Raw genomic sequence first — 25,219 nt, 5'->3', positions numbered from 1 at the left:
CGCCCAAGGCCTCGGCAAAATGGCGTTTCAACAGGACTGTGATGGTTTAACGGGCTGGCGAGGGCCGCGTCATTGCGGCGTAGCGTGGACGCGATGTTGTCGTGGCCGTCGATACGGAGCGGGCCGGCGGCGCTGTTGCGCGGGTGCCCTAACCTTGGGGCCCTGACCAGCGCGGACTTGGGAGGGGTTTTGCGTAGGTGACGTCGCGCATCCGATGCAATTTGTTCTCGAAGGCATGGCGCAATGACCCAGCAACCAGCAGGCTACCTGTGCAGGGGTGGCGTTCCCGACATGGAGGTGGCCGCGTACACGACCGTGGTGTGTTTGCGCTTGGTGGTGAGATCGATAACGGTGCTGGTCAGTTGGAACACCTGCACCGCGTGGTCACCGGTGACGTAACGCATCCGCCGCGGCGTGTCCGGGTTGGTGTGGTCTGGTGCAAGCGGCAAACAGGCGGTCAGCGGATACCATCTGCGGCGTGACCGCGCCAGCACCCTTGCCCATACCACGCACACGTAGTTGGCCCGCCATCGTGGTGGCCGCGATCGCTGCTGTGGTGGCGGTCGCTGCGCTGATCGTGGCCCTGACAAACGCCAGGCCCGCGGCTACACCGGCTACGACCTCGGTGCCTACCTACACCGCTGCCCAGACTGCCGCGGCTCAGCGGCAATTGTGCGACACATACAAGCTGGTGGCCCATGCTGTACCAGTTGACACGAACGGGAGCGATAAGGCACTGGCCCGCATCACGCTCACAAATGCTGCGGCAATCCTCGACAATGCAGCAGCCGATCCCGCCCTAGATGCCAAACACCGCGACGCCGCGCGCGCTAGCGACCGCTTACCGCACAACGATCGTAATGGCGAGTGGTGGCACTCAAGCTGAGTGGCAGGCTGCACTTGACGACGGCAACGTGAAAGATGCTGCTATGAAGCAGGTATGTGGTGGCGGCTGATCTTCCGCCCGGTAGGTGGAGCGCGGTGCTGGTGGGGCCGTGGTGGCCGGCCCCGTCGGCGGCCCTACGTGCCGCCGCGCAACACTGGGCCACTTGGGCCATGCAAAAGCAAGAGCTCGCAAGGAATCTGATCAGCCAACATGATCTTTTGTTGCGGAATCAGGGTAGAACGGCCGAAGACCTGATTGGCCGGTACCTTCGGGGAGCGAAATCCGAGGTCACTAAGGCAGAGAAGTACGAAATAAAGAAGGGCGCCTTCAATACCGCCGCTGACGCCATCGACTATTTGCGGAGCCGGTTGACCGGCATTGCAGGGGAAGGAAATAAGGAAATCGACGACGTTCTTGCGTCGAAAAAGCCGTTGCCGGAGCAGTTGGCGGAAATCCAGGCGATCCAAACCAGGTGCAATGCCGATGCGGCGAACGCATCCCGGGACGCCGTCGACAAGGTCATGACGGCCATGCAGGAGATCCTCGAAGCCGAAGATATCGGTGACGATCCCCGGACGTGGGCACGGGCCAATGGTTTCAACGTCGACGACGCACCACCACCCCGCCTGATCAGGGAGAACGATCTGGCAGCGCTGACCGGTCCCGGCGCGCGTGGCGGTAGCTTTGGGAGTGTTGAGGGCGCCGGAGACCTGGCATCGCCACAATCGGTGGGTGCTGGCGGCTTTTCTGGCAGTGGTGTCCAGGCCGCCTGCTCACAACCGGCGCCGCGAGCAATAGGCGCTTCGAGTCGGCACGCCAGCGCAGGACCTGTACCACCTGCCCCGGTGGTCACAACACCCGCCGCTGCTACACCGCCAGTCATCGCCACTGGCCCCCGGTGGCGATGCCCGGCGGGTCGCTGTCGCCGGCGGCCCTCGGACAGGGCGTATCGCCTACGTCGATTGGGCAATCGTTTGCGACCGGGATGGTGACGGGGCAACCGGCCGCGGCTGGCGCGCATTCGCTGTCGGAAGGGGCAATGACGGCGATGCAGTCGGGGTCGGTTCCCCCGCCGCAGGCCACTCCTCCGATAACGACACCGCCCGTGGTGTCTGCGCCGACCATGGCTGCGGGCATCGAAGCCACACACGGGCCAGTTGACACGCCGGCGAACACCTCGGGCGCTCCACCGGCGTCGACCGGTACTACCGGGCCGGTCGCGCCGACCGTGGTGACCGCCGGGCCGGTGGCGGCACCCGCTGCGCCGGTGGTTGGTGGCTCGGCTGTCCCCGCGGGACCGCTGCCGGCTTACGGCTCTGATCTACGGCCCCCCGTCGTGGCAGCCCCCGCCGTGCCCTCGGTTCCTACGGCGCCCGTATCCGGCGCGCCGGTGGCGCCCTCGGCGTCATCGGCCCCATCGGCGGGTGGGGCGCTGGTTTCTCCGGTGGAGCGCGCAGCCTCGAAAGCTGTGGCTGGACAGGCTGGTGCGAGCTCGTCGACAATGGCCGGCGCCTCGGCACTGTCGGCCACCGCCGGCGCGACGGCGGGCGCGGTATCGGCTCGGGCGGCTGAGCAGCAACGCCTACAGCGAATCGTGGATGCCGTGGCGCGCCAGGAGCCGCGAATCTCATGGGCGGCCGGGCTGCGCGACGACGGCACCACCACCCTGCTGGTCACCGATTTGGCCGGCGGGTGGATTCCGCCCCACGTCCGGCTGCCCGCGAACGTGACGCTGCTGGAGCCAACCGCGCGACGCCGTGATGCCGACGTGATCGACTTGCTGGGCGCCGTCGTCGCCGTGGCAGCCCACGAGTCCAACACCTACGTTGCCGAGCCGGGGCCAGATGCGCCTGCGCTGACCGGTGATCGGTCAGCGCGCTCGGCGATACCCAAGGTGGACGAGTTCGGGCCGACCTTGGTCGAAGCTGTGCGCCGCCGCGATAGCCTGCCGCGGATCGCGCAGGCGATCGCGCTGCCGGCGGTACGCAAAACCGGCGTGCTGGAAAACGAAGCCGAGCTGCTGCACGGCTGCATCACCGCGGTCAAGGAGTCGGTGCTCAAGGCCTATCCCAGTCACGAGCTCACCGCTGTCGGGGATTGGATGCTGCTGGCGGCGATCGAGGCACTGATCGACGAGCAGGACTACCTCGCCAACTATCACCTGGCCTGGTATGCCGTAACCACCAGGCGTGGCGGCTCACGAGGGTTCGCTGCCTGAACCGCTGCCCGAAACTCCCTGATCACCATACGAGGCCCGACACCGTGAGCTGAATACCGGTCGACGCGCGGCGTGACAAAATGGCGATGCTGCGGCCAATGTCGACAAGCACACGAAAGAGCGTCCGAAGGGGCGCTACGGATGAAGTTCGAGGTGTGATCATGACCGGAGATCAGAATCCGGCACCCGGCCCGGCTCCGGGAGTTCCGATCAAGGTGACGCCGGAAATCTTATTGCAGGTTTTGACGACGCCGCCAGCGTCCGGACCGGCGCCGTTTCCCGCTGTCCCCGTAGACCTACCCGCACCTGCCGACATCGCTAATGGGGCACTTTTCGCCGCCGGTAATTCCGGTGTGCCCGGCGACGTCGAGTCCAGCGGCCTGGAGGACCTAGATCGGCGGGCGCATGCGGCCGATGCCGTGCAAAAGTTCTCGGCGAATGAGGCCGATGCGGCCCAACAATTCCAGGGGGTGGGCGCTCAGGCGGAGGCCTAGGGGGCGACGCAGATGATGCAACAAGCGGTGTCGGGCATTACCGGCGCGCTCGGCGGCGCGGTCGGCGGCGTCATGGGCCCACTCACGCAGCTTCCCCAGCAGGCCATGCAAGCGGGGCAGGGAGCAATGCAGCCGCTGATGAGTGCGCTTCAACAGACCTATGGCGCGGAGGGACTGGACGTCGCGGACGGGGCGCGGCTGGTGGACAGCATCGAAGGTGAGCCCGGCCTCGGCGGCGAGCCGGGCGCTGGTGACGTCGGCGCCGGCGGCGGGGGTGGTGGCACCACCCCGACGGGCTATCTGGGTCCCCCACCCGTGCCGACGTCGTCGCCACCGACGACTCCAGCCGGGGCGCCGGCCAAGTCGGTGACGCCGGACCCGGTTAGTGGCACCCCGCGGGCGTCGGGGCCGGCCGGCATGACCGGCATGCCGATGGTGCCGCCGGGCGCGTTGGGTGCGGGCGCGGAAGGAGCCAATAAGGACAAGCCGGTCGAGAAGCGGGTGACGGGCTGTGCCGAATGGTCAACCGGTCAAGGGCCGCTTAACAGTACCGCCGAGTGTTCCGGTGAAATCTGCCGACGACAAGCCGGTGGTCACCAAGTCGACGCGACGGATCCTTGTTGTGCCGAACGACGACAAGGTTAAGGAATAGTCGCCCTGGGGCGAGGTCGGCCTTCGCGCCACGACTGAGTAGTCGGGTCGCGTCAACGGCAGTATGGTCGTGGCGCAGGGGCACCGGCCGCAATCGACAAGGTCGTGGTCTGGTCGGTACGGCCGAGGTGATGGCACCCGGCAACGGATGTGAGCACATGGCACAGGATTGGCACCGAAGGCGAACCCTTGACTGATCCCCTGACCACGCAGGCGATAGCGGCGCTGTCCCGGGGCCACGGCCTGTTCGCGGGCGGCGTTTCCGGCGCCGACATCGACGCGCCGCAGATCCAGCAGTATGCGAACGCGATATCCTGGGTGGCCAACGCCGTTCCCACCGCAGCGGCGTACCGCTGGCGCGGCGCCGCAAGAGCGCTGCGTCGATTGGCCAACACCGATGAGGCGCTGGCCCAGATCATGGCGGCAGCCCAGATCGATCATGCGCACGCCAGGACCGCGACGCGTGCACTCCTGGAAGCCGCCAAGACCGATGCCATGGCCTTGACCGACACACCGCTGGGCCGGCGGGAGGCGATGGCCCGGATGGCCGCCCGGCTGCGGGCTCAGCATCGGCACATCGCGCGATGTAGGTCGCGGGCGCGGCTATTGGGGCTGCGGCTGCGCCGGCTGCGCTACCTGCGCACCGCCGCGGCAAGACGACCCCAGGTAACCACACCCGGTGGACGCGCCCAAGTGTTGGCGGCGATCCAAAAAGCGTTGGATATCCAAGGCGTTCACGATCCAGCCGCGCGGGCACGCTGGACTCGCGGCATGGACCTGGTGGCCCGTCGCGAATCGAACTACAACGCCAACGCCATAAACCACTGGGATTCCAACGCCGCGCGGGGCACCCCCAGCAGGGGCGTCTGGCAGTTCATCGCTCCGACGTTCGCGGCCTATCACGAGCCGGGCACGTCGACCAACATCCACGATTTGGTCGCCCAGGCATGCGCGTTCATCAACTACGCGAGAGGCCACTACGGGGTGGCCGCCGACGCATCGAATCTGGCCGATCTGATCCAGCAGGCCGATCCTCGCCGCAGCCCCAGGGGGTATTGAGAATGCCGCTGAGTTTGTCCAACCGCGACCAAAATTCCGGTCATCTGTTCTACAACCGGCGGCTGCGGGCGGCGACCACCCGGTTCTCGGTGCGCATGAAACACGACGACCGCAAGCAGACCGCCGCGCTGGCGTTGTCGATGGTGTTGGTGGCCATTGCCGCCGGATGGATGATGCTGCTCAACGTGCTCAAGCCCACCGGCATTGTGGGTGACTCGGCGATCATCGGGGACCGCGACTCCGGGGCACTCTACGCGCGCATCGACGGCCGGTTGTATCCGGCGCTGAACTTGACGTCCGCGCGGCTGGCCACCGGCACGGCGGGGCAGCCGACATGGGTCAAGCCCGCCGAGATCGCCAAGTATCCGACCGGGCCGCTGGTCGGCATCCCGGGCGCACCCGCGGCCATGCCGGTGAACCGGGGCGCGGTCTCGGCGTGGGCGGTGTGCGACACGGCGGGACGCCCGCGCAGCGCGGACAAGCCGGTGGTCACCTCGATCGCGGGCCCGATCACCGGCGGTGGCCGCGCCACACACCTGCGCGACGACGCCGGGCTGCTGGTGACTTTCGACGGCAGCACCTACGTGATCTGGGGTGGCAAACGCTCACAGATCGATCCGACCAACAGGGCGGTCACCTTGAGCTTGGGGCTCGACCCCGGCGTGACATCACCAATACAGATCTCACGGGCGCTCTTCGACGGGCTGCCCGCGACCGAGCCGCTGCGGGTGCCAGCGGTGCCCGAGGCGGGCACCCCGTCGACGTGGGTGCCGGGCGCTCGGGTGGGATCGGTGTTGCAGGCCCAAACCGCCGGCGGGGGCAGCCAGTTCTATGTGCTGCTGCCCGACGGGGTGCAAAAGATCAGCAGCTTCGTGGCCGATCTGCTGCGCAGCGCGAACTCCTACGGGGCGGCGGCGCCGCGGGTGGTGACCCCCGATGTGCTGGTCCACACACCGCAGGTGACCTCGCTGCCGGTGGAGTACTACCCGGCCGGGCGGCTGAATTTCGTTGACACCGCGGCGGATCCGACCACCTGCGTGTCGTGGGAGAAGGCGTCGACGGATCCACAGGCCCGGGTCGCGGTCTACAACGGGCGGGGGCTTCCGGTGCCCCCGTCGATGGACAGCCGGATCGTGCGGCTGGTACGCGATGACCGCGCCCCGGCGTCGGTGGTGGCCACCCAGGTGCTGGTGTTGCCCGGCGCGGCCAACTTCGTGACATCGACCAGCGGTGTGATCACCGCCGAGTCGCGCGAATCGTTGTTCTGGGTGTCCGGCAATGGGGTGCGATTCGGGATCGCCAACGACGAGGCGACGCTGCGGGCGCTGGGCCTGGATCCGGGTGCGGCCGTGCAGGCGCCGTGGCCGTTGCTGCGGACTTTTGCTGCGGGACCGGCTCTGTCGCGGGATGCGGCACTCTTGGCTCGCGATACTGTGCCCACCCTCGGCCAGGTGGCCATTGTGACGACAACGGCGAAGGCGGGCGCCTAGATGTCCAAGAAAGCGTTTCCCATCAACCGCGTCAACATCGACCCGCCGAAACCCGTTCGGGTGGCTCCGAATCCGCCGATAGCTCTGCCGGAGCGCGAGCCGCGCAACATCTGGGTGATGATCGGCGTTCCCGCGTTGATCGTGGCGCTGATCGGCACCATCGTCATGCTGTACGTGTCGGGCGTGCGCAGCTTGGCCACGGGGTTCTTCCCGCTGATGGGCATCGGCGCGTTCAGCATGCTGGCGTTCTCCGGACGATTCGGTCGAGCCCGCAAGATCACCTGGGGTGAGTTGGAGAAGGGGCGTCGTCGATATCTTCGTGACCTGGACACCAACCGCGACGAAATCCAGACGGCGGTGTGTGCGCAACGTGAATGGCAGAACGCCGTGCATTCGGACCCACCCGGACTGGGCGCCATCATTGGCGGTCCGCGGATGTGGGAGCGTGGCCGCGGCGACGTCGACTTCTTAGAGGTGCGGGTGGGCACGGGTGTGCAGCACGCACCAGATTCGGTGTTGTCGGTGACCTGGCCGGACATTTCCTCCGATGAGGAGCTAGAGCCCGTGACCGGGCAGGCGCTGCGCGATTTCATCTTGGAGCAGCGCAAGATTCGCGATATCGCCAAGGTGGTGAACCTACGGTCGGCACCAGGCTTCAGCTTCGTGAGCGAGGACCTGGACCGGGTGCGGTCGCTGATGCGGTCGGTGTTGTGCTCGCTGGCGGTGTTTCACAACCCGCGTGACGTCAAGCTGATGGTGGTGACGCGCAACCGCGAGGTGTGGGCGTGGATGGTGTGGCTCCCCCACAACCTGCACGACGAGCTGTTCGATGCCTGCGGCTGGCGGCGGCTGATCTTTGCCACACCCGAGGAACTGGAGGCGGCGCTGGGAGCCGAGCTGCATATGAAGGGCAAGCGAGGCGCATGGACCCCGCCGACGGTGGCCAGCCCAACCGCGATGGGCTCGGCGCTGGAAACCGGGCAGGTCGGCGTGGATTTGGGGCCGCACCTGGTGATCGTCGACGACAACACCGGCAGCCCGGATGCGTGGGAGAGCGTGGTCGGGCAGGTCGGCAAGGCCGGGCTTACGGTGCTGCGCATCGCGTCCCGGGTGGGCACCGGTGTGGGGTTCGCCGAGGACCAGGTCTTCGAGATGGCCCAACGACATGGGGCGGCAACCGCGGTCAAGGCCGGTCGCGATGGCGCAGACGCCGATGACGACCAGCGCCCGGCGCCGCTGTTGCGGGCGCGCGGCACGTTCTTCGCGCATGCCGACCAGCTGTCCATCCACCGGGCCTACCGATATGCGCGGGCGATGGCGCGGTGGTCACCGACCAGTCGCAGCGAGGTCACCGATTCCACCAGCGGCGCGGCCGAGCTGCTGCGTTCGCTCGGCATTAGCGACCCCCGGGAATTGGATGTCGATCGGTTGTGGGCCGAGCGGCGCGGTCGCGGCGACGATCGGTGGTGTGAGATTCCGGTGGGCGCCAAACCGAACGGCGAGCTGCAGAACATCATCCTGCGCGCCAAGGACTTTGGCGGCTTCGGGTTTCACTCAGTGGTCATCGGAACCAGCGGCTCGGGCAAGTCGGAGCTCTTCTTGTCGTTGGTCTATGGGATCGCGCTGACGCACTCACCGGAAACATTCAACGTCATCTTCGTCGACATGAAATTCGAATCGGCTGCCCAGGACATCCTGGGCATCCCGCACGTGGTGGCCGCGCTATCCAACCTCGGCAAAGACGAGCGGCATCTGGCCGAGCGGATGCGCAGAGTTATCGACGGCGAGATCAAACAGCGCTACGAACTGTTCAAATCGGTAGGTGCGCGCGACGCCAACGACTACGAAGAGATTCGCCTCGCCGGACGCGATCTGCCGCCGGTGCCGGTGCTGCTGGTGATCGTCGACGAATACCTGGAGCTGTTCGCCAACCACAAAAAGTGGATTGATCTGATCATCCACATCGGTCAGGAGGGTCGCGGCGCCAACGTCTTCTTCATGCTAGGCGGTCAACGGCTGGACCTGTCGTCGCTGCAAAAGGTCAAGTCCAACATCGCGTTTCGGATTGCGCTGCGCGCTGAATCCGGTGATGACAGCCGCGAAGTGATCGGCAGCGACGCCGCCTACCATCTGCCGTCGAAGGAGAACGGTTTCGCGCTGCTCAAGGTGGGGCCGCGGGATCTGGAACCGTTCCGCTGCTTTTACCTCTCTGCGCCGTTTGTGGTGCCGAAGAAGAAAGAGGTGGCCCGAACCATCGACATGACGTTGACCCAACCCCGGCTGTACGACTGGCAGTACCAACCGCTGGATGCCGCCGACGCCGAGGCATTGGCGACCGCCGCGGCCGCCGATGCGGAACCCGACGAATTCCTCTATTACGACGACGGTTTCAAGAAGAAGAAGATCGTCGACGTGCTGCGGGAGTCGCTATACAACGTGCCGCACCGATCGCCGCGCCGGCCGTGGTTGGCGCCGCTGGAAGACCCCGAGCCGGTCGATAGGCTGGTGGCTGCGTATCGTGGCAAACCCTGGCATGTCGACTACGGTCAAAACCCGGGACTGATGTTCCCGGTGGGAGTGATGGACATCCCCGAAGAATCCCAGCAAGTGGTACACGCCGTCGACGCGCTACGCAGCAACATCATCGTGGTGGGCGCCAAGCAGCGCGGCAAGACCACAACCTTGATGGCGCTGATGTGTTCGGCGGCAACGATGTACACCCCGGAGCGAGTGACGTTCTTTTGCATCGGCGGGGCGACCATGGCCCAGATTGGGTCGCTTCCACACGTTACCGATATCGTGTCGCCCAAGGATGCCGAGGGCATCGAACGCATCTTGAGCACCATGGATGCGCTGATCGATGCGCGGGAAGAGGCGTTTCGGCGAGCCAAGATCGACATGGACGGGTTCCGCGAGCGCCGGTTCGGGATCGGCGGCGACGGGGTGGGTGGCACCGATCCCACCGACGCGTTCGGCGATGTCTTTGTGGTGCTCGACGACTACGACGACCTGTACGCCAAGGACACCCTGTTGGGGGACCGCATCATCTCGTTGAGCAGCCGCGGTCCCGAATACGGGGTGCACCTGATGTGCAGTGCCGGCGGCTGGATTCATGGGCAGCGGCAGAGCCTGCTGCAGAATGTCACGGCGCGAATTCAGTTGCGGCTGGCCGATCCCGGTGAGAGCCAGATGGGGCATTTGTCGATCGAATCGCGGGAGGCGGCGCGGCGGACGTTGAACCGCCCAGGATTTGGTTTGACGGAAAGCCTGCACGAGCTGCGAATCGGTGTTCCGGCCCTGGCCGACCCCGGTACCGGCGAGCTGGTGGGCATCACCGATGTCGGGGCGCGAATCGCCGACGTGGCCGGGGTGACCAAGCACGCAAGTCTGCAGCGGCTGCCACAGCGGGTGGAACTGTCCGCGATTGTCGAGCACGAGGCCGTCCACCAGGGCGGTGACGATCTGTCGATCGCGTTTGCGATCGGAGAGCGCCACGAGCTGGGTCCGGTGCCGATCAAGCTGCGCGAGAGCCCAGGGTTGATGATCTTAGGTCGGCAAGGCTGCGGCAAGACCACGGCGCTGGTGGCCATCGGCGAGGCGGTGATGAACCGGTTCAGCCCGCAGCAGGCGCAGCTCACGCTGATCGACCCTAAAACGGCTCCGCACGGTCTGCGAGATCTGCACGCCCCTGGGTATGTGCGCGCGTATGCCTACGACCAAGATGAAATCGACGAGGTGATCACCGAGTTGGCCCAGCAGATCTTGCTGCCGCGGTTGCCGCCCAAGGGTTTGAGCCAGGAGGAGTTGCGCGCACTCAAGCCGTGGGAAGGACCGCGGCACTTTGTGCTCATCGACGACGTGCAGGACCTGCGGCCGGCTCAGAGCTACCCACAGAAGCCGCCGGTGGGTGCGGCGCTGTGGAAGTTGATGGAACGCGCCCGCCAGGTCGGTTTGCACGTATTCAGCACGCGCAACAGCGCGAACTGGGCCACGATGCCGATGGACCCCTGGGTGAAATCCCAGACCTCGGCGAAAGTGGCCCAGTTGTATATGGATAACGATCCGCAAAACCGAATCAATCGATCGGTGCGAGCCCAAACGTTGCCGCCTGGACGAGGTCTGTTGGTCGGTGCCGACGGCGACGTCGAGGGGATTTTGGTGGGGTATCCGTCGGTGCCCGGCGAGCAGTAGGGCCGGATCGCAAGATAGCGCGCATGGCTACTTTCTGCCTGACCATGTCGCTGTACGGGTTCAGTGACACCCGCGCGTATCCTCCAGGCGTCGCAGATTTCACATCCGCCCCACACGTACCGCTGACATGCTGGAACACATGGGGCGGCGTGGACCAGTTCGACGTCGGCATCGGTGCAGACGACTGATTTGCGCATACGCGATCGGCCGACTCGCATTACACTCAGCGACCATCACGCATTGCAGAAGCAATCGGAGGGGCGAACATGGTTTGGTCTGTGCAACCAGAAGCAGTGCTGGCGTCGGCAGCTGCCGAGTCGGCGATCAGTGCGGAAACCGAGGCAGCGGCCGCCGGAGCGGCGCCAGCCCTGCTTAGCACCACGCCGATGGGTGGTGATCCCGACTCCGCGATGTTCTCCGCAGCGCTCAACGCGTGCGGTGCCAGCTACCTGGGTGTCGTTGCCGAACACGCCAGTCAGCGCGGCCTGTTCGCGGGTTAGCAGGGCCTCGCGTCGGGCGTGTACGTGACCACAGAAGCGGCGCGCGCGGCGGCATCGGCGCTGCAAGGGTAAGTAGGCATGCCCGATCCAGGATGGGCTGCGCGGACACCTGAGGCCAACGACCTGCTGCTCACGGCGGGCACCGGCGTGGGCACCCATCTGGCCAATCAAACGGCGTGGACCACACTGGGCGCCAGCCACCACGCCTCGGGTGTCGCGTCGGCGATCAACACCGCCGCCACCGCGGCGAGCTGGTTGGGTGTCGGGTCGGCGGCCTCGGCGCTTAACGTCACCATGCTCAACGCCACGCTGCACGGACTGGCCGGCTGGGTCGACGTGAAGCCGGCCGTGGTATCGACCGCGATCGCGGCGTTTGAGACCGCCAACGCGGCCATGCGCCCTGCCCCCGAGTGCATGGAGAACCGCGACGAATGGGGCGTCGACAACGCCATCAACCCCAGCGTGCTGTGGACACTAACGCCTCGAATCGTCTCTTTGGACGTCGAGTATTTCGGGGTGATGTGGCCGAATAACGCCGCGGTGGGCGCCACCTACGGAGGGGTTCTCGCCGCGCTGGCCGAGAGTCTGGCAATTCCGCCGCCGGTCGCGACCATGGGTGCATCTCCGGCCGCTCCGGCACAGGCTGCGGCGGCGGTTGGCCAGGCGGCCGCCGAGGCCGCGGCCGGTGACGGGATGCGTTCCGCCTACCAGGGCGTGCAGGCAGGGTCAACCGGCGCGGGTCAGTCAACGTCGGCGGGTGAGAACTTCGGCAATCAGCTCAGCACGTTCATGCAGCCGATGCAGGCGGTGATGCAAGCGGCCCCGCAGGCGCTGCAGGCGCCGTCGGGACTGATGCAGGCACCGATGAGCGCGATGCAGCCGCTGCAATCGATGGTGGGCATGTTCGCCAACCCGGGCGCACTGGGCATGGGCGGGGCGGCGCCGGGAGCCTCGGCGGCTTCGGCGGCCGGTGGGATATCGGCCGCGGCCACCGAGGTCGGTGCGGGCGGCGGAGGCGCCGCCCTGGGCGGCGGCGGTATGCCAGCGACGAGCTTCACACGTCCCGTCAGCGCTTTCGAATCGGGCACCAGCGGCAGGCCGGTCGGGTTGCGGCCCAGCGGGGCTTTGGGCGCCGACGTCGTGCGCGCGCCGACGACCACGGTGGGTGGCACCCCTATCGGAGGCATGCCGGTCGGACATGCGGCGGGGGGTCACCGCGGATCCCATGGCAAGTCCGAGCAGGCCGCGACGGTGCGTGTTGTCGATGACCGGCGGTAGATCTAGCTCGGGCACAGGGTGAATCGACAGGTCCGCAGAGCAGCCATACACTTCGCGTCATGCCCCGATATTTGAGGGGGAACGGCTAACGGCAGTAAAGGAGAAGGGCCCGTGGCAGACACAATTCAGGTAACACCGCAGATGCTGCGCAGCACCGCCAACGATATCCAGGCGAATATGGAGCAAGCCATGGGAATCGCCAAGGGCTACCTAGCCAACCAGGAAAACGTCATGAACCCCGCCACCTGGTCTGGTACCGGCGTCGTTGCTTCGCATATGACAGCCACCGAGATCACCAATGAATTGAACAAGGTCCTTACCGGGGGCACGCGCCTGGCCGAGGGCCTCGTGCAGGCCGCAGCCCTGATGGAGGGACACGAGGCGGACTCGCAGACAGCGTTTCAGGCGCTGTTCGGCGCTAGCCACGGATCCTGACCCAACTCGTTTCACGCCTCGGAAAGGAATTTCACATGTCAGATCAAATCACGTATAACCCGGGAGCCGTATCCGACTTCGCTTCCGACGTGGGCTCGCGCGCCGGCCAGCTCCACATGATTTACGAAGACACCGCCAGCAAAACAAATGCGCTGCAAGAGTTTTTCGCGGGCCACGGCGCGCAAGGGTTTTTCGACGCCCAGGCGCAGATGCTGTCGGGGCTGCAGGGGCTCATTGAGACGGTGGGTCAGCATGGGACTACCACCGGCCACGTGCTGGACAACGCGATCGGAACCGACCAGGCCATCGCGGGCTTGTTCTAAAGCCGGCCGTGGGCCGAGTGAAGGTGGGGTACATGCGCGGACCGCGCGTCTGCCCCACCTTCTGCTTGCTGCTAGCTGGTTGAGATGAACGTGACATGCTGACGACGACGGTCGATGGCCTGTGGGTACTACAAGCGGTAACCGGGGTGGAACAAACCTGTCCGGAACTGGGATTACGGCCATTGTTGCCGCGGTTGGACACCGCCGAGCGGGCACTTCGCCACCCGGTGGCCGCCGAGTTGATGGCGGTGGGGGCTCTGGACCAGGCCGGTAATGCCGACCCCATGGTCCGTGAATGGCTGACCGTGCTGTTGCGACGCGACCTGGGGTTACTGGTAACGATCGGGGTGCCGGGCGGCGAACCGACGCGCGCGGCCATTTGCCGATTTGCCACCTGGTGGGTGGTCTTGGAACGCCACGGCAACCTGGTGCGGCTCTACCCGGCCGGCACCGCCAGTGACGAGGCCGGGGCCGGCGAACTCGTGGTGGGTCAGGTCGAGCGGTTGTGCGGTGTCGCTGAGGCCGCCCCGCTACGGCCGGTCACCGTCGACGCCGACGAACTACTACACGCCGTACGCGACGCCGGCACCTTGCGGTCGTATCTGCTCAGTCAGCGCCTGGACGTCGACCAGCTACAGATGGTAACCATGGCCGCCGATCCCACACGCTCCGCGCACGCCACCCTGGTGGCGCTGCAGGCAGGCGTCGGGCCGGAAAAGTCGGCGCGCATCCTGGTCGGCGATTCAACGGTGGCCATCGTGGACACTGCCGCCGGGCGCATCTGCGTCGAAAGCGTGACCTCGGGACAGCGACGTTACCAGGTCCTCTCGCCTGGATCGCGCTCTGATATCGGTGGGGCGGTGCAACGGCTCATCCGCCGCTTGCCCGCTGGTGACGAATGGTACTCATACCGGCGTGTGGTGTGAATGACATTGTCTGGCGAATAGCAAACTAATGCACTCAAAGAGCCGCTCACGCGCAGTAAACAAGGAATCTCGAATCATGTTAGCATCGCGGTCGTGACGAACCCGTGGAATGACCCGAATATGTTAGACGACGGCGCGATCGGACGCGGCGATCCGTCGGTGCGGCATCACTTTCGGGATTCGGTATCCGACACCATGCGTATTACCGATCTGGCTGCCCCTAGAAAGATTCCCCCGGGAACCGGTTGGCGGAAATTCGTCTATTCCGTTTCATTTCACAAAATTAATCCAGGTGAATCGCCCCGGGAACGGCACTACCGCAATTTACAGGGACGTATCCGTCGGCATATCCGTCGGCAATATGTCATCACGGTTGTGTCCGGCAAGGGCGGCGTGGGGGTCACCACGATGGCCGCGTGCATCGGCGGCGTGTTTCGGGAATGCCGCCCGGAGAACGTGATTGCGATCGACGCGGTTCCGAGTTTCGGTACCCTGGCCGACCGCATCGACGAGTCGCCGCCGGGGGATTACGCCGCCATTATCAACGACACCGATGTCCAGGGCTACGCAGACATTCGCGAACACCTGGGGCAAAACACGGTCGGGCTCGACGTACTGGCCGGAAATCGGACATCAGACCAGCCCAGGCCGCTCGTCCCGGCGATGTTCTCCGCAGTGTTGTCTCGGCTGCGGCGAACTCATACCGTCATTGTCATCGACACCTCGCCCGACCTAGAGCACGACGTGATGAAGGCAGTGCTGCAGAGCACCGACACCCTGGTGTTCGTCTCGGGAATCACCGCGGACCGGTCCCGGCCGGTGCTGCGGGCGGTGGACTACCTCAGGGCGCAGGGTTATCACGAGCTGGTCTCGCGCAGCACCGTGATCCTCAACCACACCGACAGCATTACCGACAAGGATGCGCTGGCCTACCTGACCGAACGTTTTACCAAGGTCGGTGCAATCGTGGAAGCAATGCCGTTCGATCCGCACCTGGCCAAAGGCGGGATCATTGATACGGTGCATGAATTAAATAAGAAGTCGCGGTTGCGGCTTTTCGAAATCACCGCCGGATTGGCCGACAAATACGTTCCGGATGCCGAACGGGCGGCGCAGTGACTGCGCCGCATAAGGTTGCTTTCCCGGCACGTTGTGCGGTCAACATTTGCTACGACAAGCATCTATGCTCCCAGGTATTCCCCGCCGGAATTCCAGTAGAGGGATTCTTCGAAGGAATGGTGGAGTTGTTCGATGCCGATCTGAAGCGCAAAGGTTTCGACGGGGTTGCGCTGCCGGCGGGTAGCTATGAGCTACACAAGATCAACGGGGTGCGGCTGGACATCAACAAGAGCCTCGACGAGCTGGGCGTTCAAGACGGTGACACGCTGGTGCTAGTACCCCGGGTTGCTGGCGAGTCGTTTGAGCCACAGTACGAATCGCTATCCACCGGGCTGGCGGCCATGGGCAAGTGGCTGGGGCGTGACGGCGGGGATCGGATGTTTGCGCCGGTAACCTCGCTGACTGCCGCCCACACCGCCATGGCGATTATCGCCATGGCGGTCGGAGTGGTGCTGGCCCTGACGTTGCGGACACGCACAATCACCGACAGCCCGGTCCCAGCTGCGATGGCTGGCGGGATTGGTGTGCTCCTGGTGATCGGGGCATTGGTGGTGTGGTGGGGTTGGCGGGAGCGCCGTGACCTGTTCAGTGGGTTCGGGTGGCTGGCGGTGGTGTTGCTTGCCGTGGCCGCCGCGTGCGCGCCGCCGGGCGCGCTCGGGGCGGCTCATGCGCTGATCGGGCTCGTGGTGGTGGTTCTGGGTGCGATCACGATCGGCGTGGCGACCCGCAAGCGGTGGCAGACCGCAGTGGTCACCGCGGTGGTAACGGTGTGCGGGATCCTTGCCGCTGTCGCCGCCGTCCGAATGTTTAGGCCGGTTTCGATGCAGGTGCTGGCGATTTGCGTGCTGGTAGGGCTGCTTGTCCTGATCAGGATGACTCCGACCGTTGCGTTGTGGGTGGCACGGGTACGACCCCCGCACTTCGGATCGATCACCGGCCGGGATCTGTTCGCGCGCCGTGCGGGAATGCCCGTCGATACGGTGGCTCCGGTCAGCGAAGCCGACGCCGACGATGAGGACAATGAACTGACCGACATCACCGCCCGCGGCACCGCGATCGCCGCGTCGGCGCGGCTGGTTAACGCGGTACAGGTGGGTATGTGCGTCGGGGTGTCGCTCGTACTGCCCGCCGCGGTATGGGGGGTGCTGACGCCACGTCAACCGTGGGCCTGGTTGGCGTTGTTGGTTGCCGGCTTGACGGTGGGCCTCTTCATCACCCAGGGCCGCGGGTTCGCCGCCAAATACCAAGCGGTCGCATTGGTGTGCGGGGCGTCCGCCGCGGTGTGTGCCGGGGTGCTTAAGTACGCCCTCGACACCCCGAAAGGTGTTCAGACCGGGCTGCTTTGGCCTGCGATCTTCGTCGCGGCTTTCGCCGCATTGGGTTTGGCCGTGGCCCTCGTGGTACCGGCGACGCGGTTTAGGCCGATCATCCGGTTGACCGTGGAATGGCTAGAAGTGCTGGCCATGATCGCGTTGTTACCAGCGGCTGCGGCCCTAGGGGGGCTGTTTGCATGGCTTCGCCACTAAACCGACCTGGCCTGCGGGCCGCGGCCGCGAGCGCCGCCCTCACCCTCGTTGCTTTGTCAGCTAATGTTCCTGCGGCACAGGCTATCCCACCGCCGTCGGTAGATCCGGCGATGGTGCCTGCAGACGCGCGGCCTGGACCTGATCAGCCCATGCGCCGCTCCAACAGCTGCTCCACACCGATCACCGTAAGAAATCCCGACGTGGCGCAGCTAGCACCGGGCTTCAACCTGGTCAACATCAGCAAGGCGTGGCAGTACAGCACCGGCAACGGTGTGCCCGTGGCAGTCATCGACACCGGCGTCAGTCCCAACCCGCGGCTGCCGGTGGTGCCCGGTGGCGACTACATCATGGGGGAGGACGGCCTATCGGATTGCGACGCGCACGGCACGGTGGTGAGTTCGATCATTGCCGCTGCACCGCTTGGGATTTTACCGATGCCAAGGGCCATGCCGGCCACCGCGGCGTTCCCACCGCCGGCCGGGCCGCCGCCGGTCACCGCCGCGCCGGCGCCGCCGGTAGAAGTCCCGCCCCCGATGCCCCCGCCGCCGCCGGTGACGATCACCCAAACCGTTGCGCCACCGCCACCACCACCCGAGGATGCGGGCGCCATGGCGCCGTCCAATGGACCGCCGGATCCGCAAACCGAAGACGAACCCGCGGTGCCCCCACCCCCGCCGGGCGCCCCGGACGGGGTGGTGGGGGTGGCCCCGCATGCGACCATCATCTCGATTCGGCAGTCCTCGCGGGCCTTCGAGCCGGTCAACCCGTCGTCGGCGGGTCCCAACTCCGATGAGAAAGTCAAAGCGGGCACCCTCGACTCGGTGGCGCGTGCCGTGGTACACGCGGCGAACATGGGGGCGAAAGTGATCAACATTTCGGTGACCGCATGTCTGCCTGCGGCGGCTCCGGGCGACCAGCGGGTGCTGGGCGCCGCGCTGTGGTATGCGGCCACCGTCAAGGATGCGGTGATCGTGGCAGCAGCCGGCAACGACGGGGAGGCCGGCTGCGGCAACAACCCGATGTATGACCCGCTGGACCCGTCAGATCCCCGGGACTGGCATCAGGTCACGGTTGTGTCGTCACCGTCATGGTTCTCTGATTACGTCCTGTCGGTAGGTGCCGTCGATGCCTACGGCGCCGCACTGGACAAGAGCATGTCGGGTCCGTGGGTCGGTGTCGCGGCACCGGGAACCCACATCATGGGTCTATCGCCACAAGGCGGCGGACCGGTCAATGCCTACCCGCCGTCGCGGCCAGGCGAGAAGAATATGCCGTTCTGGGGCACCAGCTTTTCGGCGGCCTACGTCAGCGGCGTCGCGGCACTGGTGCGGGCCAAATTCCCCGAGTTGACTGCCTACCAAGTGATCAACCGGATCGTGCAGTCGGCGCACAATCCGCCTGCGGGCGTGGACAACAAACTGGGGTACGGGCTGGTGGATCCGGTCGCCGCATTGACGTTTAACATCCCATCCGGTGATCGGATGGCCCCGGGTGCACAGAGCCGGGTGATCACGCCCGCCGCGCCACCCCCTCCGCCCGATCACCGGGCGCGCAATATCGCTATCGGGTTCGTCGGCGCAGTGGCCACCGGTGTGCTGGCAATGGCAATCGGGGCTCGGCTACGGAGGGCGCGTTGACGTCCAAGCTGACCGGGTTCAGCCCGCGCAGTGCGAGGCGGGTCGCCGGGGTGTGGACAGTGTTCGTGCTCGCGTCGGCGGGCTGGGCGCTGGGCGGCCAGCTAGGTGCGGTCATGGCTGTCGTGGTCGGCGTCGCCTTGGTGTTCGTACAGTGGTGGGGTCAGCCGGCGTGGTCGTGGGCGGTACTGGGGCTGCGGGGTCGGCGTCCCGTCAAATGGAATGACCCAATTACCTTGGCCAACAACCGATCCGGGGGTGGCGTCCGCGTGCAAGACGGTGTCGCGGTGGTGGCGGTGCAACTTCTCGGCCGAGCGCACCGGGCGACTACGGTCACCGGGTCGGTGACCGTAGAAAGCGACAACGTGATTGACGTCGTTGAGCTCGCGCCGTTGCTGCGCCACCCGCTGGACCTGGAACTCGATTCAATCAGCGTCGTCACCTTCGGCTCGCGAACCGGCACCGTCGGCGATTACCCGCGGGTGTATGACGCGGAGATCGGTACGCCGCCGTATGCCGGGCGGCGCGAAACGTGGCTGATCATGCGGCTTCCGGTGATCGGCAACACCCAAGCTTTACGCTGGCGTACCAGCGTTGGGGCCGCTGCCATTTCGGTCGCCCAACGCGTTGCCAGCTCCCTGCGCTGTCAGGGCTTGCGCGCCAAACTGGCCACCGCAACAGACTTGGCTGAGCTTGATCGCCGGCTGGGGTCGGACGCGGTAGCCGGGAGTGCGCAGCGCTGGAAAGCTATCCGCGGTGAAGCCGGGTGGATGACGACGTATGCGTACCCGGCTGAGGCGATTTCGTCGCGGGTTCTCTCGCAAGCCTGGACGCTGCGTGCCGATGAGGTCATCCAGAACGTAACGGTGTATCCGGACGCGACGTGCACCGCGACCATCACCGTGCGCACACCGACGCCGGCGCCTACCCCGCCCAGTGTGATCTTGCGTCGGCTCAATGGTGAGCAAGCCGCCGCGGCTGCGGCCAACATGTGCGGGCCACGTCCACACCTACGCGGACAGCGGCGCTGCCCGTTGCCGGCGCAGCTAGTCACCGAGATCGGACCGTCGGGGGTGTTGATTGGCAAGCTGAGCAACGGGGACCGGCTGATGATTCCCGTTACCGACGCCGGTGAGCTGTCGCGCGTCTTCGTGGCCGCGGACGACACGATCGCCAAGAGGATCGTGATTCGCGTCGTCGGTGCCGGTGAGCGGGTGTGTGTGCACACTCGCGACCAAGAGCGTTGGGCCAGCGTACGCATGCCGCAGTTGAGCATCGTCGGCACACCACGGCCCGCGCCGCGCACCACTGTCGGCGTCGTGGAGTACGTGCGGCGGCGCAAGAACGGCGATGACGGCAAATCTGAAGGCAGCGGTGTCGATGTCGCGATTTCGCCCACGCCACGGCCAGCCAGTGTCATCACCATTGCCCGACCCGGTACCTCGCTGTCCGAGAGCGATCGGCATGGCTTCGAGGTGACCATCGAACAAATCGATCGGGCAACGGTGAAAGTCGGTGCGGCAGGACAAAACTGGCTGGTTGAGATGGAAATGTTCCGTGCGGAGAACCGCTATGTCAGCCTTGAGCCGGTCACGATGTCGATAGGCCGGTAGAACGTTGCCAACGGAATTTGAGGCACAGAGTGACAGACACACGTTGCAACCGCGGTGACAGCGGCGGCGATGTCGAGAATGGTGGACACGATGGGTGATTTACTCACTGCGCGCCGGCATTTCGATCGGGCGATGACGATCAAGAATGGCCAGGGATGCGTGGCGGCGTTGCCTGAGTTTGTGGCTGCCACCGAGGCCGATCCGTCGATGGCCGACGCGTGGCTGGGTCGTATCGCCTGCGGTGACCGCGATCTGGCCTCGCTTAAGCAGCTCAACGCCCATAGCGAGTGGCTGCACCGCGAGACCACGCGGATCGGCCGGACGTTGGCCGCTGAGGTCCAGCTGGGACCATCCATCGGGATCACGGTGACCGACGCATCTCAGGTGGGGCTGGCGCTGTCGTCGGCGTTGACGATCGCGGGGGAGTATGCGAAGGCCGATGCCCTGTTAGCAAACCGCGAGCTATTGGATTCGTGGCGCAACTACCAGTGGCATCAGCTGGCTCGGGCGTTCCTGATGTACGTCACGCAGCGATGGCCCGACGTGTTGTCGACGGCCGCCGAGGATCTGCCGCCACAGGCGATCGTCATGCCGGCGGTGACCGCGTCGATTTGTGCGCTGGCAGCCCACGCCGCCGCCCATCTCGGGCAGGGGCGAGTGGCCCTGGACTGGCTGGACCGGGTGGACGTGATCGGACACAGCAGGTCATCGGAGCGGTTCGGCGCCGACGTGCTCACCGCGGCGATCGGACCGGCCGATATTCCGCTGCTGGTCGCCGACTTGGCGTATGTGCGGGGGATGGTGTACCGGCAACTGCATGAGGAGGACAAGGCCCAGATCTGGCTGTCGAAGGCCACCATCAACGGGGTGCTCACCGACGCCGCCAAAGAAGCCCTGGCGGACCCGAACCTGCGCTTGATTGTTACCGATGAACGAACCATCGCCAGCCGCTCCGACCGTTGGGATGCTTCGACGGCGAAAAGCCGCGACCAGCTCGATGACGACAATGCAGCGCAGCGGCGCGGCGAGCTGCTAGCCGAGGGCCGGGAACTGCTGGCCAAACAGGTGGGCCTGGCGGCGGTCAAGCAAGCGGTATCGGCGCTGGAAGACCAACTCGAGGTGCGCATGATGCGCCTAGAGCACGGCCTACCGGTGGAGGGGCAGACCAACCACATGTTGCTGGTGGGGCCACCAGGCACAGGTAAGACAACCACCGCTGAAGCGCTCGGCAAGATCTACGCCGGCATGGGGATCGTGCGTCACCCCGAAATTCGAGAAGTTCGCCGATCGGACTTCTGTGGGCACTACATCGGGGAGTCAGGACCCAAGACGAACGAGCTGATCGAAAAGTCACTCGGGCGAATCATTTTCATGGACGAGTTCTACTCGCTGATCGAACGTCATCAAGACGGAACACCGGACATGATCGGCATGGAGGCGGTCAATCAACTCCTGGTTCAATTGGAAACACACCGATTCGACTTCTGTTTCATCGGGGCCGGCTATGAGGATCAGGTGGATGAATTCCTCACCGTGAACCCGGGTTTGGCTGGCCGGTTCAACCGAAAGCTGCGGTTCGAGTCTTATTCGCCGGTGGAGATCGTCGAGATTGGACACCGCTACGCTACACCGCGCGCCAGCCAGCTCGATGACGCCGCACGGGAGGTATTCCTCGACGCGGTCACCACCATCCGTAACTACACCACCCCTAGTGGGCAGCACGGTATCGACGCTATGCAAAACGGTCGGTTCGCCCGCAACGTGATCGAACGCGCCGAAGGGTTCCGGGACACCCGGGTGGTTGCGCAAAAACGTGCGGGCCAACCGGTATCGGTTCAGGATCTGCAGATCATCACCGCCACCGACATCGATGCCGCGATACGCAGCGTGTGCTCAGACAACCGAGACATGGCCGCGATCGTTTGGTAGCAGCCGCATATCGGCTAGTGCGGTAGCAAAACCGTTGAGTCCCGGCGTGGTCCAGGTACAGCGCCTACGCGCCCTGGTCGGCGCGGCGGACCAGCCCAGGCGTGACAGCGTTGTTTGCCCAGCCGTTACGTCTAAAATGCACACAGGTCCGTCAAGTGGCCCAAGGTAGCAACGCAGCTCAATGAATCGCAATGAATCTCAACGAATGGAGTGTTCTGGGAGTGCACCGTATCTTTCTGATCACGGTGGCGCTGGCGTTGCTCACCGCGTCGCCCGCATCGGCCATCACGCCACCGCCGATCGATCCGGGCGCGTTGCCGCCCGACGTGACGGGCCCGGATCAGCCTACCGAACAGCGCGTTTTGTGCGCGTCGCCCACCACGCTGCCGGGGTCCGGGTTCCACGATCCGCCGTGGAGCAACACGTATCTGGGCGTGGCCGATGCCCACAAGTTCGCGACCGGGGCCGGGGTGACGGTGGCGGTGATCGACACCGGTGTCGACGCTTCGCCACGGGTCCCGGCGGAACCTGGCGGCGATTTCGTCGACCAGGCCGGTAACGGCCTGTCTGACTGTGATGCCCATGGGACTCTCACAGCATCCATCATCGCGGGCCGGCCCGCGCCCACCGACGGGTTCGTCGGCGTCGCGCCCGACGCTCGACTGCTCTCGCTACGTCAGACGTCTGAGGCCTTCGAACCGGTCGGCTCACAAGCCAACCCGAATGACCCCAACGCCACCCCGGCCGCCGGTTCCATCCGCAGTCTTGCCCGCGCCGTGGTGCACGCCGCCAACCTCGGCGTGGGTGTGATCAACATCAGTGAAGCCGCCTGCTACAAGGTGAGCAGGCCGATCGATGAAACCTCACTGGGTGCATCCATCGACTATGCGGTCAACGTCAAAGGCGTGGTGGTGGTGGTCGCGGCCGGCAACACCGGTGGCGATTGCGTACAGAATCCGGCGCCGGACCCGTCCACACCCGGCGACCCACGCGGCTGGAACAATGTGCAGACCGTTGTCACCCCGGCGTGGTACGCACCGCTGGTGTTAAGCGTCGGCGGTATCGGCCAGACCGGGATGCCCAGCTCGTTCTCGATGCACGGACCGTGGGTGGACGTGGCCGCGCCCGCAGAAAACATCGTCGCGCTCGGCGACACCGGTGAACCGGTGAATGCGCTGCAAGGCCGGGAGGGGCCGGTACCCATCGCCGGCACCTCGTTTGCCGCGGCATATGTGTCGGGTCTGGCGGCCCTGCTTCGGCAGCGGTTCCCCGACCTGACGCCGGCGCAGATCATCCACCGGATCACCGCCACCGCGAGACACCCCGGGGGCGGGGTCGACGACCTGGTCGGCGCCGGCGTCATCGATGCGGTGGCCGCGCTGACGTGGGACATTCCGCCCGGCCCTGCTTCGGCGCCATACAACGTCAGACGACTTCCACCCCCGGTGGTGGAGCCGGGTCCCGATCGTCGCCCGATTACGGCTGTGGCGTTGGTGGCCGTCGGCCTTACGTTGGCCCTGGGCCTGGGCGCGCTGGCTAGACGGGCGCTGAGCCGCCGATGAGAAATCCTTTAGGGCTGCGGTTCAGCACCGGGCACGCCTTGCTTGCCTCCGCGTTGGCCCCGCCATGCATCATCGCATTCTTGGAGACGCGCTACTGGTGGGCGGGGATTGCGCTGGCCTCGTTGGGCGTCATCGTGGCCACGGTCACTTTCTACGGCCGCCGGATCACCGGCTGGGTGGCGGCGGTGTACGCGTGGTTGCGGCGGCGCCGACGGCCCCCGGATTCCTCGTCAGAACCTGTGGTCGGGGCCACCGTGAAGCCAGGAGATCACGTTGCGGTGCGCTGGCAAGGCGAGTTTCTGGTCGCCGTAATCGAGCTCATTCCCCGACCATTCACGCCGACGGTCATCGTCGACGGGCAAGCCCACACCGACGACATGCTGGACACCGGACTGGTGGAGGAGCTCCTGTCGGTGCACTGTCCCGACTTGGAGGCCGATATCGTCTCAGCCGGCTACCGCGTCGGCAATACCGCAGCGCCGGACGTGGTGAGTCTGTATCAGCAGGTGATCGGGACAGACCCGGCGCCGGCGAACCGCCGGACCTGGATCGTGCTGCGCGCCGACCCGGAACGCACCCGCAAATCGGCGCAGCGCCGCGATGAAGGCGTCGCAGGACTGGCCCGGTATTTGGTGGCGTCCGCGACGCGCATTGCCGATCGACTGGCTAGCCATGGTGTCGACGCGGTGTGTGGCCGCAGCTTCGATGACTACGACCACGCCACCGACATCGGCTTTGTGCGGGAGAAATGGTCGATGATCAAGGGGCGCGATGCCTACACTGCCGCCTACGCGGCGCCCGGAGGTCCGGATGTATGGTGGTCGGCGCGCGCGGACCACACCATCACCAGAGTCCGGGTCGCGCCGGGGATGGCCCCGCAGTCCACGGTGTTGCTGACCACGGCGGACAAGCCCAAGACACCCAGGGGCTTCGCCCGCCTATTTGGCGGGCAGCGGCCCGCGCTGCAAGGCCAGCATCTGGTGGCCAACCGCCACTGCCAGCTGCCGATCGGGTCAGCTGGGGTACTGGTCGGCGAGACGGTGAACCGATGCCCGGTCTACATGCCCTTCGACGATGTCGACATCGCCCTCAACCTGGGTGACGCTCAGACATTCACCCAGTTCGTGGTGCGTGCGGCGGCGGCAGGTGCGATGGTCACAGTCGGGCCACAGTTCGAGGAATTTGCCCGGTTGATCGGCGCACACATCGGGCAGGAGGTAAAGGTGGCGTGGCCGAATGCGACGACCTATCTCGGCCCGCATCCCGGTATTGACCGGGTGATTCTGCGGCACAATGTGATCGGTACCCCGCGGCATCGGCAGCTGCCGATTCGCCGGGTTTCCCCACCCGAGGAAAGCCGCTACCAGATGGCGCTGCCGAAGTAG

20 protein-coding genes are annotated in these 25,219 nt (G+C 65.8%); all 20 read left to right on the top strand.

Going from position 1 to position 25,219, the window contains the following annotated elements:
• Positions 1-436 precede the first annotated feature (436 nt).
• Entirely contained in the window at positions 437-886 is a 450-nt protein-coding gene (locus Rv3901c) for a membrane protein (RefSeq protein NP_218418.1), read from the top strand.
• 56 nt (positions 887-942) lie between these two features.
• Entirely contained in the window at positions 943-1,878 is a 936-nt protein-coding gene (locus tag Rv3900c) for a hypothetical protein (protein ID NP_218417.1), read from the top strand.
• Complete coding sequence (locus Rv3899c; protein NP_218416.1) at positions 1,872-3,104, top strand: hypothetical protein; 1,233 nt, start codon at positions 1,872-1,874, stop codon at positions 3,102-3,104. Before Rv3900c ends, Rv3899c begins: the two co-directional genes overlap by 7 nt.
• Before the next feature lie 161 nt (positions 3,105-3,265).
• Positions 3,266-3,598 carry a hypothetical protein gene (locus Rv3898c; RefSeq protein ID NP_218415.1) on the top strand — a complete coding sequence of 111 codons (333 nt, stop codon included), beginning with the start codon at positions 3,266-3,268 and terminating at the stop codon, positions 3,596-3,598.
• Positions 3,599-3,610: 12 nt separating this feature from the next.
• Entirely contained in the window at positions 3,611-4,243 is a 633-nt protein-coding gene (locus Rv3897c) for a hypothetical protein (protein ID NP_218414.1), read from the top strand.
• Positions 4,244-4,399: 156 nt separating this feature from the next.
• Positions 4,400-5,308 carry a hypothetical protein gene (locus Rv3896c; protein NP_218413.1) on the top strand — a complete coding sequence of 303 codons (909 nt, stop codon included), beginning with the start codon at positions 4,400-4,402 and terminating at the stop codon, positions 5,306-5,308.
• 2 nt (positions 5,309-5,310) lie between these two features.
• Positions 5,311-6,798 (top strand): ESX-2 secretion system protein EccB, encoded by a 1,488-nt coding sequence (gene eccB2 / locus Rv3895c; protein ID NP_218412.1) that lies wholly within the window; start codon positions 5,311-5,313, stop codon positions 6,796-6,798.
• A complete protein-coding gene (gene eccC2 / locus Rv3894c) occupies positions 6,799-10,989 on the top strand; it encodes an ESX-2 type VII secretion system protein EccC (RefSeq protein NP_218411.1) in 4,191 nt (1,396 codons plus the stop codon).
• Positions 10,990-11,255: 266 nt separating this feature from the next.
• Positions 11,256-11,489 carry a PE family protein PE36 gene (PE36, locus tag Rv3893c; RefSeq protein ID YP_178025.1) on the top strand — a complete coding sequence of 78 codons (234 nt, stop codon included), beginning with the start codon at positions 11,256-11,258 and terminating at the stop codon, positions 11,487-11,489.
• A 78-nt stretch (positions 11,490-11,567) separates the two neighbouring features.
• Entirely contained in the window at positions 11,568-12,767 is a 1,200-nt protein-coding gene (gene PPE69, locus Rv3892c) for a PPE family protein PPE69 (RefSeq protein ID YP_178024.1), read from the top strand.
• Between the two features lie 111 nt (positions 12,768-12,878).
• Positions 12,879-13,202, top strand: a complete 324-nt coding sequence (esxD, locus tag Rv3891c; protein NP_218408.1) for an ESAT-6 like protein EsxD — start codon at positions 12,879-12,881, stop codon at positions 13,200-13,202.
• A gap of 35 nt (positions 13,203-13,237) precedes the next feature.
• A complete protein-coding gene (gene esxC, locus Rv3890c) occupies positions 13,238-13,525 on the top strand; it encodes an ESAT-6 like protein EsxC (protein NP_218407.1) in 288 nt (95 codons plus the stop codon).
• A gap of 95 nt (positions 13,526-13,620) precedes the next feature.
• The gene (gene espG2, locus Rv3889c; protein NP_218406.1) at positions 13,621-14,451 is read left to right on the top strand and encodes an ESX-2 secretion-associated protein EspG2; all 831 of its coding nucleotides are present in this window, start codon (positions 13,621-13,623) and stop codon (positions 14,449-14,451) included.
• 93 nt (positions 14,452-14,544) lie between these two features.
• A complete protein-coding gene (locus tag Rv3888c) occupies positions 14,545-15,570 on the top strand; it encodes a membrane protein (protein ID NP_218405.1) in 1,026 nt (341 codons plus the stop codon).
• Positions 15,567-17,096 carry an ESX-2 secretion system protein EccD gene (gene eccD2, locus Rv3887c; protein ID NP_218404.1) on the top strand — a complete coding sequence of 510 codons (1,530 nt, stop codon included), beginning with the start codon at positions 15,567-15,569 and terminating at the stop codon, positions 17,094-17,096. Before Rv3888c ends, eccD2 begins: the two co-directional genes overlap by 4 nt.
• Positions 17,081-18,733: a membrane-anchored mycosin gene (mycP2, locus tag Rv3886c; RefSeq protein NP_218403.1), complete on the top strand. Its 1,653-nt coding sequence runs from the start codon at positions 17,081-17,083 to the stop codon at positions 18,731-18,733. The genes eccD2 and mycP2 overlap by 16 nt, the downstream gene beginning before the upstream one ends.
• Entirely contained in the window at positions 18,730-20,343 is a 1,614-nt protein-coding gene (gene eccE2 / locus Rv3885c; RefSeq protein ID NP_218402.1) for an ESX-2 secretion system protein EccE, read from the top strand. The genes mycP2 and eccE2 overlap by 4 nt, the downstream gene beginning before the upstream one ends.
• A 69-nt stretch (positions 20,344-20,412) precedes the next feature.
• Positions 20,413-22,272 carry an ESX-2 secretion system protein EccA gene (gene eccA2, locus Rv3884c; protein ID NP_218401.1) on the top strand — a complete coding sequence of 620 codons (1,860 nt, stop codon included), beginning with the start codon at positions 20,413-20,415 and terminating at the stop codon, positions 22,270-22,272.
• Positions 22,273-22,493: 221 nt separating this feature from the next.
• Positions 22,494-23,834 (top strand): membrane-anchored mycosin, encoded by a 1,341-nt coding sequence (mycP1, locus tag Rv3883c; protein NP_218400.1) that lies wholly within the window; start codon positions 22,494-22,496, stop codon positions 23,832-23,834.
• Positions 23,831-25,219, top strand: a complete 1,389-nt coding sequence (gene eccE1 / locus Rv3882c) for an ESX-1 secretion system protein EccE1 (RefSeq protein NP_218399.1) — start codon at positions 23,831-23,833, stop codon at positions 25,217-25,219. Before mycP1 ends, eccE1 begins: the two co-directional genes overlap by 4 nt.

This window comes from Mycobacterium tuberculosis H37Rv (assembly GCF_000195955.2).
Taxonomy (GTDB): Bacteria; Actinomycetota; Actinomycetes; order Mycobacteriales; family Mycobacteriaceae; genus Mycobacterium; species Mycobacterium tuberculosis.
The sequence above is the reverse complement of the archived record's forward strand: the minus strand, read 5'-3'. Positions and strand labels throughout refer to the sequence as shown.